Here is a 17,307-nt window from a genome sequence, read left to right on the forward strand (position 1 = left end):
GTGATGAAAACCGCGCCGGCTTTAGAGCGCCACAAGCTCAGCCTGGAAGACTTCCGTATCTTCCAAAAATTTCTTGCGGAACAAAGCGGCATCGAACTGGCGGACAGCAAATGCTATCTGATCCAAAGCCGGCTGGGCAACCTCTTGCCGGAAATCGGGGTAGCCACCCTCGGCGAGCTCATTCGCCGCCTGAATCAAGGCACCTTGCCCCATCAAATCCGGGACCGGCTAATCAACGCCATGACGACCAACGAAACCTTCTGGTTTCGCGACGGGCAGCAATTCGAGCTCCTCCAAAATCGAATTTTGCCGGAATTGAGTCGACGCAACACTCGGCCCTTAAGGATTTGGTCAGCCGCCTGTTCCACCGGCCAGGAACCTTATTCCATCAGCCTCTGCGTTCAAGAGGCGATGCGGGCCGGCCGGTTGCCCCGCACGAATGTGGAAATCGTCGGCACCGACCTGGTCGATGAGGTCTTGAAAACCGCGCGCAGTGGCGTTTACTCGGATATGACGGTAACCCGAGGATTGCCGGCGGATTTGAAGTCGCGCTATTTTCAACCCCACCCGAACGGCTGGCGGCTGAAACCGGAAGTCACCCGCCCGGTCAGATTTCAACAATTGAATTTACTTAAACCCTTCGTCACCTTGGGAAAGTTCGACTGTATCTTCTGTCGCAACGTCTTGATTTACTTTTCCCCTCAAAACAAACTCGATATTCTCAAGCGCATGGCCGAAGCCCTCAATCCCGACGGCTATTTGTTTTTAAGCGGCACCGAATCGCTCCCTTACGGCATCAAGCACCTCACCCCGGCCCTCACCGCCGGTGTGCGTCACTATATTCGCACCCAGTCCTAAGAGAGCTTGTTTCAAAACTCATGTGTGTTTCAGGGAAATCGCGAATGCCATTATCTCCCTTGTATGTTTTGTGTTGCTGGACAGTGGTTGTTTGAGTAGGTTTATGTCTGGCCCGGTGCGGCAGTTCGAAACTCCCTTGGGACACCAAGCCCGTGGGAGAGCGATGAGCGTCGCACCGGTTTTCATGGATACCCCGGACGGTTGCTTGGGCAGATAAGCCCGTATTTTTGCAAGGTTGGGAATCATGAACGAAATGAATGCAGAACAGTTTGTTGGTATTGACGTGTCGAAAGCGACGCTGGATGGGGCGGTCGAGCCTCAAGGTCAGGTATGGCAGGTGGCCTACGATGCCAAGGGGATCGATCAGCTGGTTTTGCAGTTGCAAGAGATCGGGCCGACCTTGATCGTCATCGAGGCCACCGGCGGTTTGGAAACCCAGATTGCGTCTGCCTTGGCGGGTAAGGAATTGCCGGTGGCGGTGGTCAATCCGCGCCAGGTGCGCGACTTTGCCAAGGCCAGTGGCCGGCTGGCCAAGACCGATCGGGTGGATGCCGGGGTGCTGGCGGCGTTTGCCCGGGCCATCCGTCCCCAGGCGCGTCCGCTCAAGGATGCGGACACCCGCGCGTTGGACGATCTGGTGGACCGGCGGCGGCAGTTGATCGGCATCCGGGTTCAAGAGGTCCTCCGATTGAAGGGAGCCACGACGAAACCGCTGCAAACCAGTCTGAAAAAGCATATCGCCTGGCTGGACAAGCAGATTGACCAGAACGACCGGGACCTGACCCGGCGGTTGCGCGAGTCGGACGCCTGGCGGGCCAAGGACGATCTGCTCAAGAGCATTCCCGGCGTCGGTTCGGTGACCATTGTCACGTTGCTGGCAAAATGCCCGGAGCTGGGCACCCTCAACCGGCGCGAGATTGCCGCGCTGGTCGGCGTGGCGCCGATGGCCAACGACAGTGGCCAGTATCGCGGCAAGCGCTTCATCTGGGGTGGTCGCTCCGAGGTTCGCGCCGTGCTATACATGGCCACGATCTCGGCGATACGCTGTAATGCGGTCATCCGCGCCTTTGCAGAACGCCTCAAAAACGCCGGCAAACCGCCCAAGGTCGTCATCGTCGCCTGCATGAGGAAGTTGCTCACCATCATGAATGCCATGTTGAAAAATAATACCCCTTGGCAGTCACAAAACACTTGACTTTAAACACGGTTGCTCTCCCGCTAGCGGGAGAGGGTCGGGGTGAGGGTGGTTTAAATAAAAATGTATTTCATTCCAATTAGATCCACCCTCTTCCTAACCTTCTCCCTCCTCGAGAGAGAAGGGACCCATACGATTACGACGTCCTCGCCAGCGGGAGAAGGGAACATTTTTCCCAGACGGTGAGGGAATTAAGGTGAAGTCGTGCCTCGTAGGCTTATACGATGTATCGAGTTTTGAAACAGACTCTAAGATAGATTTTTCCTACCCAAAGCGGCAAAAAATTGCCACTTCCTCTACTTACCCCACAACCGAAGCAGATAAACCCTTGAAACAATAGATAAATACTTACTGGCACAGCATGTGCTTAGGAGTATTTCAAAAGTTTTTAAGGAGAAACCCTATGTCCATCAGCTTCGATAATGCCCTGGGGCTTCACCACCAAGCGCTCCAGCTGCGCGCCCGCCGCATGGAAGTCCTCGCCTCCAACATGGCCAACGCCGATACCCCCGGCTACAAAGCCCGGGATTTCGACATGGAACGGCTGCTGCGCGAAACCAACGCCTCCCCGGCACCGCTGCGTGTCACCCACGCCAAGCATATTGCCCCGGATACGGGGGCCGTCATGGAAAATTTGTGGTATCGCGTCCCCCATCAACCCTCACTCGACGGCAATACCGTCGAGGAACACATCGAACAGGCCAAATTCGCCGAAAACACCCTACGCTACCAGGCCAGCCTGAGATTCATCAACGGCAGAATCTCCGGCCTGATGACGGCATTGAAAGGAGAATAATCGATGAGCGGTTTCGACATTTTCAACATCGCCGGTTCCGGAATGAGCGCGCAGATGCTGCGCCTCAACCTGACTGCCAGCAACTTGGCCAACGCCGATAGCGTCAGCAGCAGCATCGAACAAACTTACAAATCCCGTCAACCGGTGTTCGCGGCCCAGCTCCAAAACACCACGGCGGGCCATTCGAACACTGTAGCGGGCGTCGAAGTGAAAGGGATTGTGGAAAGCCCGGCGCCCCTGCAAATGGAATACGCGCCTCATCACCCCAGGGCCAATGAAGACGGCTATATTTTCAAGCCCAACGTCAACCCCGTGGAAGAGATGACCAACATGATCGCCGCCTCGCGTTCCTATCAAAACAACATCGAGATGCTCAACACCACCAAGGAACTGATGCTGCAAACCTTGAGGATGGGAGGCTAAAAAAGATGAATGTCGATCGTCTTCAGGAGCTGGGCCTGATTAAGCCCAAATCGGCGCAGAAACAGACCAACGACCTGGGACAGGAGGATTTTCTAAAGCTGATGACCACCCAAATGACTCATCAGAACCCGCTCAAGCCGATGGAAAACACCCAGTTTCTCACTCAAATGGCCCAATTCGGGACGGTCTCGGGAATTCAAGGGCTGCAAAAATCCTTCACCGATTTCGCCAATGCCATCGGTTCCGATCAAACTCTGCAAGCGGCCAACCTGGTCGGACGCCAGGTGGTGGTACCTAGCAAGCAGGCGCTTTTGGCCGCCGACGGCGACATTCAGGGAGCAGTCGAACTGACTAAGCCCACCACCCACGTCACCGTCAAGATCCTCGATAATCGAGGCGTCCCCGTCCGCACCCTGGATCTGGGCGCCCAGGATGCCGGCGAAGCCGCCTTCAGCTGGGACGGTCTCAAAGACGACGGGACGGTGGCCGACCCGGGACTTTATCGCCTCCAGGCCGAAGGCACGGTCGACGGGGAAAACCAAGCCCTCGCCACGCTGATCAACGCCACCGTGGAAAGCGTTTCCACCAAGGCGGATGGCTTCGGGCTGGCCGTGGAAGTACCCGGAGTCGGCAACGTGGATTTCAAAGACATTCGTCAAATACTGTAAAAGGAGACATCCGATGCCATTCAATACCGCCTTAAGCGGCCTCAACGCCGCTTCTCTGGACCTTCAAACCACCGGCAACAACATCGCCAACGCCAATACGGTGGGCTTTAAAAAATCCCGCACCGAATTCGCCGAAGTGTTCGCCAATAATGTGTTCGGTTCCGGCAAAGCCACGCCGGGCAGCGGGGTCCGGGTCACCGAAGTGGCCCAGAACTTCTCCCAGGGCAATTTGGACTTCACCGAAAACGCCTTGGATTTGGCCATCAGCGGCCGGGGCTTCTTCGCCCTGACCGACAATCCGGACGGGCAACCGACCGCCTTCAGCCGCAACGGCGCCTTTCAGCTGGACAAGGAAGGACGCATCGTGAACGATCAGGGCAAATACCTGTTCGGTTTTCGCAAGGACTTTTCCCAGGGCGCGCTCCAAGTCGAAACCGCCAAGGGACAACCGCAGGCATCCGATGACGTAAAACTAAACGTCAACCTCAACGCCGCGGATACCACCCCGATCAATGCTTTCGATCCCACCGACCCGACCACCTACAATCAGGCCTCCTCGGTCACGGTCTACGACTCCCTGGGCAATCCCCATACCATTACCTCGTATTTCGTTTCGCAAAACCCCACGACCGCCAATTCCTGGGATGTCCATCAATACATCGACGGCACTACCGACACTCTGGGAAGCACTACCTTGGCATACGATACCAACGGCACATTGGTCAGCGTCGACGGCGACACCACGACGACCGAGGTGAATTACGCTCCCTACGCCATCGACGGCGCCGAAGATTTGGCAATTACCTACAATTTCGCCGGCTCCACTCAGTTCAACAGCGATTTCAGCGTCAACAGCGTCTCTCAAAACGGCTTTGCCGCCGGCGATTTCACCGGGCTTGAAATCAACGACAAAGGGGTCCTGTTCGCCCGCTTCAGTAACGGCAATGCGGAGAAATTGGGGCAGATCGCCCTCGCCCGCTTCCAGAACGAACAAGGTCTGAGCAAGCTCGGCAATACCATGTGGGGAGAAAGCAGCCTCTCCGGAGAAAGGCTCATGGGCGTACCGGGAGAAAACAATTTGGGCACGATTCAATCGGGCGCGCTGGAATCCTCCAACGTGGATCTTTCCAAGCAACTGGTGCAACTGATTACCGCCCAGCAAAGCTATCAGGCCAACGCGGAGACCATTTCCACCGAGAACCAAGTGATTCAGACCCTTTTGAACCTCCGTTAAGGGAGCTAAATCATGGATCGTAGCTTATTTGTCGCCATGAGCGGTGCCCGGGAAACCCTTCAGGCGCAAACCGCGGTCAGCAACAACCTGGCCAACGTCAACACCACCGGTTTCAAGGCGGATCTGGAACAGTTTCGCAGCATGCCGGTGTTCGGCTCGGGACATCCCTCCCGGGTCTACGCCATGCACGAGCGCCCCGCCGCCGACTTCAATCCGGGCCCGATCCAAACCACCGGTCGAGACCTGGACGTGGCGATCCAGGGAGAAGGCTGGCTGGCGGTGCAGGCGGTCGACGGCTCCGAGGCCTATACCCGCCGCGGGGATCTTCGAATCTCACCGGAAGGGTTGCTGCAAACCGGCAACGGTCTTTTGGTCATGGGACAAAACGGCCCGGTGGCCGTCCCGCCGGCACAAAAGGTGGAAATCGCCCAGGACGGCACCCTCAGCGTCGTCCCTCTGGGTGAAGACCCGGACGTGCTGGCGGTGGTCGACCGGGTCAAACTGGTCGATCCCCCCCTCGATCGACTCGAGAAGGGGGAGGACGGCCTGATCCGTCTTAAAGAAGGAGGAACCGCGGACGCCGTCGCTCGCGTCAAGCTGACCCAGGGCGCCCTGGAGGGCAGCAATGTCAATTCCGTCGACGCGCTGGTGGATATGATCGAGTTGGCGCGCCGGTTCGAACTCCAGGTCAAAATGATGAAGACCGTCGAAGAAGACGCCGACGCGACCGCCCAATTGTTACGCACGGGATAACCAGAGGAGATTGAAACATGACCGATCGAGCCCTTTGGGTGGCCAAAACCGGCCTCGACGCCCAACAAACCCGCATGGCGGTAACCTCCAACAACCTGGCCAACGTCAACACCACCGGCTTCAAAAAAAGCCGCGCCCTGTTCGAGGATCTTCTCTACCAGAACGTGCGCCAGGTGGGGGCCCAGTCCAGCCAGAATACCGAACTACCCTCCGGGCTTCAGCTGGGGACGGGCGTGAAGGTGGTCGCCACGGAAAAACTCCATACCCAGGGCAATATCGTCGAAACCGGCAACCCCCTGGATGTCGCCATCGAGGGACGGGGATTCTTTCAGGTATTGATGCCCAACGGCGACCTCGCCTACACCCGCAACGGATCGTTCAAAATGAACGCCGAGGGGCAACTGGTGACCGCCAACGGGTATTTTCTCGAGCCGGCCATCACCGTGCCGTCCAACGCCACCAGCCTCACCATCGGCCGGGACGGCATCGTCTCCGCCTCGCTCCCCGGAACCGCGGCGCCCCAGCAATTGGGGCAACTGCAATTGGCCAGCTTCGTCAATCCCACCGGCCTCGAACCGGTGGGCGAAAACCTGTTCAGAGAATCCATGGCCAGCGGTACGCCCACCATCGGCAACCCGAGCGAGGACGAACGCGGCGCGTTGGTGCAACACAGCCTGGAAACCTCCAACGTCAACGTGGTGGAAGAGATGGTCAACATGATCGAAACCCAGCGCGCCTACGAAATGACCTCCAAGGCCATCTCCACCACCGATCAAATGCTGGCGTTCGTCACCAACAACTTGTGATGACCATGGTCAGACTCATCGTCCTGGGAATCGCCGTTCTATCGGCGGGCTGCAACACCCTGCCGGAATCCATGCCGCGGCATAACCCGGCTTTCGCCCCGGCCCCGCCGCGTTATGCTTCCCGGCCGCTCCAGCCCACCGGCAGCATTTATCAGGCCCATTCGGACATGCGTCTGTTCGAGAACCTGACCGCACGCCGCGTGGGCGATATCCTCACCATTCGCTTGGTGGAAGAAACCGACGCTTCCAAGGACAGCGAGCTGCAAATCCAAAAAGGCAATAATATCGGCGCCTCCGCGCCCATTTTGTTCGGTCAATCCAAAATAATGGGGGTGGAGTGGGAAAGCGAGGTCACCACGGATAAGAACTACAACGGCGAAGGGCAATCCAGCCAAAGCAATCAACTCACCGGCACCGTGACCGTCACCGTGGTGGAAGTCCTTCCCAACGGGAACCTTCGGGTCCAGGGGGAAAAGCGCCTGACCATCAACGACGGCCACGAATACGTCCGTCTGGCCGGCGTCGTGCGCCCGGTGGACATCGACGTGGACAACGCCGTGCCCTCCACCAAGGTGGCCGACGCCACCATCATGTACACCGGCGAGGGAGCGATGGCGGACGTCAAGGAAGTGGGTTGGATGACGCGCTTCTTCAACAGCTTGTTCTTCCCCTTCTGATACCGAGCTAGAGGTATAGCCCATGAGATGGATATGGATCGCGGCCTGGTTGTGCTTGTGTTTCACCCTTGCCGCCCGAGCCGAGCGAATCAAGGATCTGGCCGCGATCGCCGGCGTTCGGAACAACCAGCTGATCGGCTACGGCTTGGTGGTGGGTCTCAACGGCACCGGCGATAACACCACCAATATCAAATTCACCGGCCAAAGTCTGCGCAACATGCTGACGCGACTGGGGGTCAACCTACCTCCCGGCATCAATTTGCGAACCAAGAACGTCGCCGCGGTTTCCGTTCACGCAGTGTTGCCCCCTTTCGCCAAACCCGGCCAGACCATCGACGTGACGGTCTCCTCCCTCGGCGACGCCGACAGCCTGCGCGGCGGCTCGCTGCTGATGACGCCCCTCAAGGGCGTGGACGGCCAGGTATACGCCATCGCCCAAGGGGACCTGCTGGTGGGCGGCCTGAGCGCGTCGGGACGGGACGGATCGCGGATTACCGTCAACGTCCCCAGCGCCGGGCGGATTCCGGCCGGGGCCACGGTGGAACAAACGGTTCCCACACCCTTCGGCGACGCCAAATATCTGACCTTGAACCTGCACCAACCCGATTTCACCACCGCCCAGCACATCGCCGGCGCCATCAATCGAGTACTGGGACCGAATACCGCCAACCCCTTGGACTCCGCCTCGGTTCGGGTGAGCGCCCCCCAGGACCCGGGCCAGAAAGTGAGCTTCCTGTCGATGATTGAAAATCTGTCCGTGGAACCCGGCGAGGCTTCGGCCAAGGTGATCGTCAACTCGCGCACCGGAACGGTGGTGATCAGCCGGCACGTCCGCGTCCAGCCGGCCGCGGTGTCCCATGGGAACCTGGTGGTTACCATTCGGGAAAATCCCGAGGTTAGCCAGCCGGAACCCTTTTCCCGGGGCGGAACCACCCAAGTGGTTCCGCGATCGGATGTCCAGATCGAAGAGGAGGGAAAACATATGTTCGTCTTCGATCCCGGCGTCTCCCTGAACGAACTGGTTCGCGCGGTCAACCAGGTGGGAGCCGCCCCTTCCGACCTGGTGGCCATCCTGGAGGCGCTCAAAAGCGCCGGCGCTCTGCAGGCAGAAATGATTGTGATCTAAAGTTATGCGCACTTCCGCCGATATCTATACCGACTTCTCGCAGCTCGCCGACTTGAAACGGCAGTCCAAGCAGGACAAAAACGCCGCGCTCAAGGAGGTGGCCAAACAATTCGAAGCGGTCTTTGTACAGATGATGCTCAAGCAGATGCGCCAGGCCAGCCCCGGAGACCCGATCTTCGACAGCAACCGCAGCCAGTTTTATCGGGACATGCACGATCAACAACTCGCCTTGCACCTCTCCGACCGGGGCAACCTCGGCATCGCCGACATGATCGTTCGGCAATTGGGCGATCGGCGGACACCCGGCGCAAGTCCCCAATCGCTGGAAGACTACCGTGCCGAGGCGATTTCCTCGGAACAAGTCTTGGGGGTGGAAGAAGGACGCCGTGAACGCCTCTTCGAGAGATCCCCCCACTCAACCCTCCCCCCAGCGGGGGGAGGGCCAGGGAGGGGGGGCGTCAACACATCCGACTGGGATATCCCCGACTCCTCCAATCCTCTGTCTGCTTTTTCGGAAAATCGATCTGAGGCAGGCAAGGAAATTAGAAGCACGCCACCCAACCGCTTCGAATCGCCACAACAGTTCCTCCGAACCCTTTACCCCGAAGCGAAGGAAGTGGCGGATAAAATCGGGCTCGATCCCAAGCTGCTTCTGGCGCAGGCGGCCCTGGAAACCGGTTGGGGACAAAAGGTGATCCATCATTCCGACGGCCGCAGCAGCCATAACCTGTTCAATATCAAGGCCGGCCGCCGTTGGCCCGGAGAAAAAGTTCAGGTCGATACCTTGGAATATTTGGACGGCGTGGCGGTGAAAAAGCGGGCGGCCTTCCGCGCCTATCCCGACTACCGCCAAAGCTTCGAGGATTATCTGGATCTGCTCCGACGCCCGCGCTACGCCGAAGCGTTACAGCACACCGACGATCCGCGGCACTACTTGAACGCATTGCAACGCGCCGGTTACGCGACCGATCCCCATTATGCGGACAAGATTCTATCCATCTATCAACGCGAATATTCGGCCTCGCTGTGAGGCGGAAGAGGATAAAACATGGGCAGCAACCTTCTAGACATTGCCACCTCCGCACTCCGGGTCAATCAGCGCGCCCTCGACACCACCGGTCACAACATCGCCAACGTCAACACCGAGGGCTACAACCGCCAGCGGGTGGAAGTGGCCACCCGTCAGCCACGCTTTTCCGGGGCGGGATATCTCGGCACCGGGGTCGAAACCACCGCCATCAAACGCGCCTATGACGACTTCCTCACCACCCGCCTCCGCAACACCACCAGCGGCTTTGCCGAAATCGACCAATATCACCGCTTGACCGCGCAAATCGACAACATCGTCGCCGACCCGGATATCGGCGTCGCTTCGGCGATGGAGCATTTTTTCAACGCCGCTCACGATGTGGCCAGCGATCCCACTTCCATTCCGGCCCGCCAAACCCTACTCAGCGAGGCGGAAACCCTCGCCGACCGTTTCAACACCCTGGATGCGCGGTTTAAACAGCTCGACAGCCAAACCCAGCACGATCTGCGCAACCATATCGGTGAAATCAACGTCTTGGCCGAGGAGATCGCCGATCTCAACGAGAAGATCGTGTTCGAAACGGGTCGCTCCCAGGGCAAGCCGCCCAACGATCTGCTCGATCAACGGGCGCTGAGAATCCAGCAACTGGCGGAAAAAATCGACGTCACCACCGTGGCTCAGGATAACGGGGCCGTCAGCGTCATGATCGGCAACGGTCAAAGCCTGGTCAACGATGCCCGCGCCAGCCGGCTGGACCTGAAACCCAATAACTTGGACCCGAAGGTCCAGGAAATCATTCTGACCACCGGCGACGCCGCCACCACCGTCACCGGCGCCCTCTCGGGCGGGGAAGTCGGCGGTCTGCTGCGCTTTCGCGAGGAAGTCCTGGCGCCCACGCAAAACAAGCTCGGTCGCCTGGCCGTCGGTCTTGCGGTGGAATTCAATCAACTCCATGAGAGCGGCTACGATCTGGACAGTAACCCGGGAGCAAAATTCTTCAACTTCCAGAGCCCCGAAATTCCGGTCACCCGGGACAGCACCGGAACCGGCACGGTCGCCGTCTCTTACGCCGACCCCTCCGACCTCCGGGCCAGCGATTATCGACTCCATTACGAAAGCGGTAATTTCACCCTCACCCGCCTCAGCGATCAAACCCAGTTCAACTTCACGGCTTCCGATTTCCCGGCGACGGTCGACGGCATTCAGATCGACGTTCCCAGCGCTCCCACCGGCCCTTCCACTTTTCTGATTCGCCCCACTGCCGATGCGGCGGGCAAACTCGAGGTTGCCCTCGGCGATCCCCGCCAGGTGGCCGCCGCCGATGCGATCGGCGCGATGGGGAACAACGGCAACGCGCTCCAATTGGCGGCGCTGGATTCCGCCAAGGGTATGCTGGGAGGGACCGCCACCTTCCAGGATGCCTACAGCCAGATGGTGGCGGAAGTGGGTACCCTGACCCGCTCGGCCGAAATCAGCCGCGGCGCCCAGGAAGCGCTCAAACAGCAAGCCACCCAGGCCCGCGCGGAGGTCTCGGGAGTCAATCTGGACGAGGAAGCGGCCAATTTGGTCAGGTTTCAGCAGGCTTATCAAGCCGCCGCGGAAGTGGTCAGCGTCGCCAGCCAGACCTTCGATACCTTGATCAACGCCGTCAGGAGCTAATTATCATGCGCCTTTCCACCTCCCTGATGCAGCAGTTGGGCGTCAACGCCATCCTCGACCAACAGAGCAAGCTCAACAAGACCCAATTGCAGCTGGCCACCGGAAAAACCCATCTGACGCCCGCCGACGATCCCATCGCCGCCGCCCGCGGTCTGAATCTGCAGGAGGAAATCCGGAAACACGAACAATATCAGGACAATATTGACGCCGCCACCAACCGCTTGTCGCTGGAAGAGTCCACCCTCTCCTCGCTGGGCAATATGCTTCACCGGGTCCGGGAGTTGGCGGTTCAGGCGAACAATCAAGCCACTTTGAAGCCCGAGGACGAGCAGGCGATCGCCCATGAAGCCCGGCAACTTCTGGATGAGATGGTGGGACTGGCCAACACCAAGAACGCCAACGGCGAATACCTGTTTGCCGGCACCCGCTCCCATACCCAACCCTATTCGGACACACCCGACCCGGCACCGGACTTTTTCGTCTATCAGGGAGACGCCAACCAGCGCCAGATTCAGATCGGCCCCACCCGCCGTATCGCCGACGGCGATTCCGGCGCCGCCGTATTCGAAAATATTCCCGTCGAGGGAGGGTTCGCCGACACCAACTTATTCAATATCGTTCACCACTTCGCCCTCGCCCTGGAAGACAATCCCCCCGATAACGACAACGATCCGTCCACCGGGATTCCAGCCGCCGAGGACATTATCAACGACACCCTGAGCAATCTGGACAACGCCCTGGAGCGGATCAACACGGTTCGCGCCGGCGTGGGGGCCAGACTGAACGCCGTCGACGAGCAACAGCGAGTCAACGAACACTTCGTCGTGGAAATGCAAGGCAATTTATCCGAGATACAGGATCTCGACTATGCCGGGGCCATCAGCCGTTTCAATCTTCAGCAAACGGCGCTTCAGGCGGCGCAACAGGCGTTCGTCAGAGTTCAGGGGCTATCGCTTTTCAATTTCTTGGGTTAGTCTGTTCCCTCAAGCAGGGCGATTCTATTTTGCTTTCACCATGGGTCTGAGCTTGGGGGTAACAAGCATGCGCATGCGTCTGACGACATTCCTGTTTTGCCTGGCGCTCATCTCGCCTGTCATCGCGGTAGCCGAGCCGCCCTATTGGCAGCCCGGAGCAAGCTATCTCGGTTTTCAGGCGGGCTGGGGTAAAGGCTTTTCCGGCCATGGCGATACCCGCCAGGTGGAATACATCGCCGTCTTTCCCCACCTCGGTTTCGACATCTCCGGCATGGTGGGAACGGGGCGGTGGTACGGGGGCAACCTGGATCTTTTGTTCGAAGCCGAATATTTTTCCTCTCTGGAACCGCAGACGGGAGATTCGGCCGGCGGCGCGATCCTTCTCAGGCATAATTTCAGGCCCTGGCCGCGCCTGTCCCCTTATTTGGAGATTGGCTTCGGGGTGGGCTATTTGGATTTCGACCTGCGCGACCAAGCCGACGGCCTAATTTTTTACCCGCAATTCGGCGCCGGTCTGAATTATGCCATCTCGAGGCGACTCAACTTGAATGCAGGTTGGCGTTACCATCACATGTCCAATGCCGGCAGGGAGCAACCCAACAGCGGCATCGACGCCAATGTATTTTTGCTGGGCTTCTCCTACACATGGAACTGAAGACCATCAGGGTTGGTAATGCGGCGGCTAAGGCATTTTTTCGGGCTGATAGTTCTAGCCCTCCTGCTCTTTTTGCTGAGCCTGCCCTTTCTCATCCTGGAGCGGCAAGCGCTTGTGGACCGAAAGCCCGCGCCCGCAGTCGCCGATGCCGATCATATTCAGGCTTTGGCGCGCCGCCTGAAGCGTGCTTTAGCGGCCCCCGGGGCGGCGCGGATACGTATCGACGAACAAGAATTACATAGCCTGATGGCATGGCTCGCCCGGGGCATCCCTCCGCTGTCGGGACGGGTCGTCGTCACGCCTCTTAAACTGGATATCGCCTTGACCCTGGTCTTGCCGGCCAACCCCGTCGGTCGATATCTCAACCTCCGCGCCGGCCTGATGCCCTCTCATGAGGGGGTGCAGCTGATGCCCCTGACCCTGGGCCGATTGAAACTTCCCGGAAAGATGACCCTGTGGATACTCCGCCATGGAACGGATCTCCTCCTCGGGGATCGCCAGGGGAGTACGCTGATCAATACCATCGAGGCCGTCTACCTGACCCGAAACAAAGTAATCGTGGCGATTGCGTCCATGCCCCGAGTGCGAAGCGGATTGGCCCAATTATCGACGCGCTTGGATCAAATCCATACCCGCTTTTCCCCGCTGGGAGATCCCGAAACGATCCGGGCCCATTACGCCCGCTTGGCGGAAATCCGGCAGCGGGAATCGCTCCAACGCCCCGCTTCGCTGGCAAGATACATAAGTCCATTGTTTCAGCTTGCCCAAAAACGCGCCCAAACCGGCGAAGAAGCGGCTGCGGAGAATCAGGCGGCGATTTTGGCCCTTGCCCTTTATTTCGGCGACACGCGCCTGGAGCGGATTCTCGGTCCCGTGCGGACGGGGAAGCTCTTATTCCACCGGCCCCGGAGGCGGGGGGTTCAGCTAGCCAAGCGCCGTGATCTCATGCTGCACTTTATTCTATCGGCTGCCATCAAGATCATTACCGACCGGGGCATGGCGATGGCGGTCGGCGAGCTTAAGGAATTATTGGATACCTCTTCGGGAGGAAGCGGTTACAGCTTTGCCGATTTGGCGGCCGACCGAGCAGGCATTCGGTTTGCCCAAGCGGCCACCGATCCGGCGGGCGGAGCGCAGCGGATGCAGAAACTGCTCGCCGGTCATGCGGATGAAAACCGGTTTTTTCCCGACATCACAGGCTTGCCGGAAGGATTCACAAAAGAGGCTTTCACACAACGTTTCCAGAGTTTGGAAAGTCCCGCCTACCGGACCATGGTGAAGGAAATCGACACGCGCATCGAACGCCTGCCGGCTTATAGAGGCCGCAACTGAAATCGCATTTGCTTTAATCAAGCAAATTAACCGGCGATCCGACTCGCAACGTTCCCCTCTCTTCGGGAATGACGTTTTGCCCGAAGTAGACTTTATGGTTACGTTTGCGATAGGTGGCCAGTGTGGCTAAGGGTTCTTTCCCGGCAATTCTGCCCGTTGCCGGATCTACGGTGGTAATGCCGCAGCGGGAACAGGGTTTGGCCACGCGCATGAAAATCCCGCCGACGGCGATCTGTCGCCAACCATCCTCGGCATAAGGCGGCGCCCCGGTTACCACCAGATTGGGGCGGAAGCGGCGCATGGGCAAGGGCTCGGGCAGACGGCGATTGAGATCGTCCAAGGAACTTTGCCCGATGAGAAGCAGCGGAAAACCGTCGGAGAAGGCGGTGTATCGTCCTTCCCCGGCATAGGCGGAATCCACCGGGCGCAAAGCGTCGTCGGGGAACCAGACCAGCCGGCAGGAAACGCCGATGGCCTCACTCAGCCATTGATCGGCTTCTTTTCCCACCGGCACCGCATCGACCCGATCGTTCCAAACCGCGACGTCCATCCGGTTTGGCTCAAAGTCCACGGCAGGCACCGGGAACTCGCCGCAGTCCGGATGGTGCAACTTCAAACGATCGCCGGACAGAAGTTCGGATTGCACCACCGCCATCTGCGGAAATTCCCTTTGGGTCATAAAACGTCCCTCGGGCGTCACCACCATCCAACGCCGATCGCAATGCAGCCCGAAACGGTCCAGATCCCGGGCGCGCACCTGAATCCCGCCCAAGGACTTGACCGGATACAGATAAATGGCGCTCAACACCGGACCGGTCACGACTGGCCGATCCCGCCCTCGGTCAAATGCCCGGGATCGAGCAAACGCGCCAACTCGTCTCTCGGCAGATCGGTTTCTTCCGCCGCCACCTCGATGATCGGCCGCCCCTCCCGGTAAGCGCGCTTGGCGATCTCGGCGGCCTTCAGATAGCCCACCACGGGATTCAGCGCGGTCACCAGGATGGGATTTTTCGCCAGCGGCGCTTCCAGATTGTCGGATTTAATCTGAAAACCGGCCACCGCCTTGTCCGCCAATACGCGCGCGGCGTTGGCCAAAATTTCGATGCTCTGGAGCAGGTTGTAGGCGACCACCGGCAGCATGACGTTGAGCTGGAAATTGCCGGACTGGCCGGCCACGGTAATGGCGGCGTCGTTGCCGATCACCTGCGCCGCCACCATGCACACCGCCTCGGGTATCACCGGATTGACCTTGCCCGGCATAATCGAGCTGCCCGGCTGCAGCGCCGGCAGTTCGATCTCTCCCAGCCCCGCCAGGGGGCCCGAATTCATCCAGCGCAAATCGTTGGCGATCTTCATCAAACCGCAGGCAAGGGTTTTCAGTTGACCCGACAGCTCCACCGCCGTGTCCTGGCAGCTCAAGGATTCGAAAAAGGAATCGTTGGGCTTGAACGGCAGCTGGGTCACCTCGCCGAGGCGATCGGCGAAGCGGCGGGAGAATTCCGGATGGGCGTTGATGCCGGTACCCACCGCCGTTCCCCCTTGGGCGATTCGATACAGGCGCGGCAGAGTGGCCTCGATTCGCTCCAGACCAAAGCGGATCTGCGCCGCCCAGCCGGAAAGTTCCTGATCCACCCGGACCGGCATGGCATCCATCAAGTGCGTGCGGCCGGTCTTCACCGCTCCGGCCAGCTCTCGGGCGCGCTGCTCGATCACTTCGGCCAAATGGCTCAGGGAGGATTTCAGTTGGTTATGGATTGCCAGCGCCGCGCTCACGTGCACCGCGGTGGGAATGGTGTCGTTGCTGCTCTGGCTCATGTTGACGTGATCGTTGGGACTGACGTCCTTGCCGCCGGCTTGTTCCGCCAAGGCGGCGATCACCTCGTTCACGTTCATATTGGTGCTGGTGCCGGAGCCGGTTTGAAACACATCCACCGGAAACTGATCGGAATATTCCCCGGCCAAAATCCGATCGGCCGCCTGAACGACGGCATCGGCTATGGGCTCGTCGAGCAACCCCAGATCCCGATTGACCTCGGCAGCGGTCCGTTTGATCAAGGCCACCGCGTCGATGAAAGCCGGCGGCAGGCGCAACCCGCTGACGGCGAAATTCTCCACCGCGCGTTGGGTCTGGGCACCGTAGAGCGCCTCGACCGGTACTCGCACCTCCCCCATGCTGTCTTTTTCGAGTCGAAATGCCTTCTCGTCGCTGTTCGAATCTGTTTGTGTCATCGCATCACTCCCATTTTTGAAACGACCTATGTTTCTTTAGGTTAGAGACGTGAACATCGGGTGTACCGGGCAAGGGGGTTGCGGTTCCGGAGCGCTCTCTCCGGCTCTCATCGTGAACGCTGGATTGACTCAATGTCTTATACACACCCAAGATCTGAATTTTTCATTTCGCGCTGCCGCAGTACCTCGTACAAAAGTACGCCGGCAGCCACCGACAGGTTCAGACTTTCCACCGATCCCGCCATGGGCAGCTTGACCAGAAAATCGCAACATTGGCGGGTCAGACGTCGAAGCCCCTTGCCCTCGGCCCCCAAGACCAAGGCCAACGGCCCTTTCAAATCCGCCTCGAACGCCACTTGTTCCGCTTCCCCCGCCGCCCCGGCAATCCAAACCCCGGCCTCCTTCAAACGGCGCAAGGTGCGCGCCAGATTGGTGACCCGATAGATGGGTACCGTTTCGGCACCGCCGCAGGCGACCTTGTACACGGTGGGGGTCAACCCCACCGTGCGATCCTTGGGCACGACCACCCCCGTGACTCCGGTGGCGTCGGCGGTTCGAAGACACGCGCCGAGGTTGTGGGGATCCTGAACCTGATCCAGGACCAGGAAGAGGGGCTTTTCCGTGGCCGAAAGTCGTTCTTCCAACTCGCGCTCACCCTTCTCGGGGGGCAAAGCCACCTCCAATACGATTCCCTGATGGTGGGAGCTGTCCGCGAGCCGGTCCAGGCGCTTGCGATCGGTCGTCTCCACGGGAATATCGAGCGCCTCCAAGCGTTCCCGCAGGGCCAGAAGCTTGCGGTCCGGACTTCGGTTCAGCCAGGCCCGGCGGGTTTGCTCCGGAACGTGTTCCAGCGCCGTGCGCGCCGCATGCAAGCCGAAAATCCGCATGCCGA

Annotated in this window: 18 protein-coding genes; 15 read left to right on the forward strand and 3 right to left on the reverse strand. The window is 59.4% G+C overall.

Going from position 1 to position 17,307, the window contains the following annotated elements; genetic code table 11:
* Nucleotides 1–3 precede the first annotated feature (3 nt).
* The 15 genes from H035_RS19705 (at nt 4) to H035_RS0113240 (ending at nt 14,186) form a co-directional block, all read left to right on the forward strand.
* Complete coding sequence (locus tag H035_RS19705) at nt 4–858, forward strand: CheR family methyltransferase (protein WP_022949437.1); 855 nt, start codon at nt 4–6, stop codon at nt 856–858.
* Between the two features lie 253 nt (nt 859–1,111).
* Nucleotides 1,112–2,053, forward strand: coding sequence for an IS110 family RNA-guided transposase (locus H035_RS0113170; RefSeq protein WP_026596457.1), 942 nt, complete (start codon nt 1,112–1,114; stop codon nt 2,051–2,053).
* Between the two features lie 403 nt (nt 2,054–2,456).
* Nucleotides 2,457–2,849, forward strand: a complete 393-nt coding sequence (gene flgB, locus H035_RS0113180; RefSeq protein WP_022949438.1) for a flagellar basal body rod protein FlgB — start codon at nt 2,457–2,459, stop codon at nt 2,847–2,849.
* 3 nt (nt 2,850–2,852) lie between these two features.
* Nucleotides 2,853–3,272 (forward strand): flagellar basal body rod protein FlgC, encoded by a 420-nt coding sequence (gene flgC, locus H035_RS0113185; RefSeq protein ID WP_022949439.1) that lies wholly within the window; start codon nt 2,853–2,855, stop codon nt 3,270–3,272.
* 5 nt (nt 3,273–3,277) lie between these two features.
* Nucleotides 3,278–3,940, forward strand: coding sequence for a flagellar hook assembly protein FlgD (locus H035_RS0113190; protein WP_022949440.1), 663 nt, complete (start codon nt 3,278–3,280; stop codon nt 3,938–3,940).
* 13 nt (nt 3,941–3,953) lie between these two features.
* Nucleotides 3,954–5,174, forward strand: a complete 1,221-nt coding sequence (gene flgE, locus H035_RS0113195) for a flagellar hook protein FlgE (protein WP_022949441.1) — start codon at nt 3,954–3,956, stop codon at nt 5,172–5,174.
* A gap of 12 nt (nt 5,175–5,186) precedes the next feature.
* On the forward strand, nt 5,187–5,927 hold the full coding sequence (gene flgF / locus H035_RS0113200; protein WP_022949442.1) for a flagellar basal-body rod protein FlgF: 741 nt from the start codon (nt 5,187–5,189) through the stop codon (nt 5,925–5,927).
* A gap of 17 nt (nt 5,928–5,944) precedes the next feature.
* Entirely contained in the window at nt 5,945–6,733 is a 789-nt protein-coding gene (flgG, locus tag H035_RS0113205; protein WP_022949443.1) for a flagellar basal-body rod protein FlgG, read from the forward strand.
* Nucleotides 6,733–7,410: a flagellar basal body L-ring protein FlgH gene (gene flgH / locus H035_RS0113210; RefSeq protein ID WP_022949444.1), complete on the forward strand. Its 678-nt coding sequence runs from the start codon at nt 6,733–6,735 to the stop codon at nt 7,408–7,410. Before flgG ends, flgH begins: the two co-directional genes overlap by 1 nt.
* A 22-nt stretch (nt 7,411–7,432) precedes the next feature.
* Complete coding sequence (locus H035_RS0113215; protein WP_022949445.1) at nt 7,433–8,536, forward strand: flagellar basal body P-ring protein FlgI; 1,104 nt, start codon at nt 7,433–7,435, stop codon at nt 8,534–8,536.
* Nucleotides 8,537–8,540: 4 nt separating this feature from the next.
* Nucleotides 8,541–9,566 (forward strand): flagellar assembly peptidoglycan hydrolase FlgJ, encoded by a 1,026-nt coding sequence (gene flgJ, locus H035_RS0113220; RefSeq protein ID WP_022949446.1) that lies wholly within the window; start codon nt 8,541–8,543, stop codon nt 9,564–9,566.
* Between the two features lie 18 nt (nt 9,567–9,584).
* Complete coding sequence (flgK, locus tag H035_RS0113225) at nt 9,585–11,225, forward strand: flagellar hook-associated protein FlgK (protein ID WP_022949447.1); 1,641 nt, start codon at nt 9,585–9,587, stop codon at nt 11,223–11,225.
* 5 nt (nt 11,226–11,230) lie between these two features.
* Complete coding sequence (flgL, locus tag H035_RS0113230) at nt 11,231–12,199, forward strand: flagellar hook-associated protein FlgL (RefSeq protein ID WP_022949448.1); 969 nt, start codon at nt 11,231–11,233, stop codon at nt 12,197–12,199.
* Between the two features lie 67 nt (nt 12,200–12,266).
* Nucleotides 12,267–12,854 carry an acyloxyacyl hydrolase gene (locus tag H035_RS20890; protein WP_022949449.1) on the forward strand — a complete coding sequence of 196 codons (588 nt, stop codon included), beginning with the start codon at nt 12,267–12,269 and terminating at the stop codon, nt 12,852–12,854.
* An 18-nt stretch (nt 12,855–12,872) separates the two neighbouring features.
* On the forward strand, nt 12,873–14,186 hold the full coding sequence (locus H035_RS0113240) for a hypothetical protein (protein ID WP_022949450.1): 1,314 nt from the start codon (nt 12,873–12,875) through the stop codon (nt 14,184–14,186).
* A 13-nt stretch (nt 14,187–14,199) separates the two neighbouring features.
* On the opposite strand, the gene H035_RS0113245 is transcribed toward H035_RS0113240, so the two are convergent.
* The 3 genes from H035_RS0113245 to rlmB all read right to left on the reverse strand — a co-directional run bounded on the left by H035_RS0113245 (nt 14,200) and on the right by rlmB (nt 17,302).
* Nucleotides 14,200–15,006 carry an MOSC domain-containing protein gene (locus H035_RS0113245; RefSeq protein WP_022949451.1) on the reverse strand — a complete coding sequence of 269 codons (807 nt, stop codon included), beginning with the start codon at nt 15,004–15,006 and terminating at the stop codon, nt 14,200–14,202.
* Nucleotides 15,003–16,415: a class II fumarate hydratase gene (locus H035_RS0113250; protein ID WP_022949452.1), complete on the reverse strand. Its 1,413-nt coding sequence runs from the start codon at nt 16,413–16,415 to the stop codon at nt 15,003–15,005. The genes H035_RS0113245 and H035_RS0113250 overlap by 4 nt, the downstream gene beginning before the upstream one ends.
* Nucleotides 16,416–16,552: 137 nt before the next feature.
* Nucleotides 16,553–17,302, reverse strand: a complete 750-nt coding sequence (gene rlmB, locus H035_RS0113255; protein WP_407635339.1) for a 23S rRNA (guanosine(2251)-2'-O)-methyltransferase RlmB — start codon at nt 17,300–17,302, stop codon at nt 16,553–16,555.
* Between the last annotated feature and the right edge of the window lie 5 nt (nt 17,303–17,307).

Origin of the sequence: Methylohalobius crimeensis 10Ki (assembly GCF_000421465.1) — a bacterium.
GTDB classification, from domain to species: domain Bacteria; phylum Pseudomonadota; class Gammaproteobacteria; order Methylococcales; family Methylothermaceae; genus Methylohalobius; species Methylohalobius crimeensis.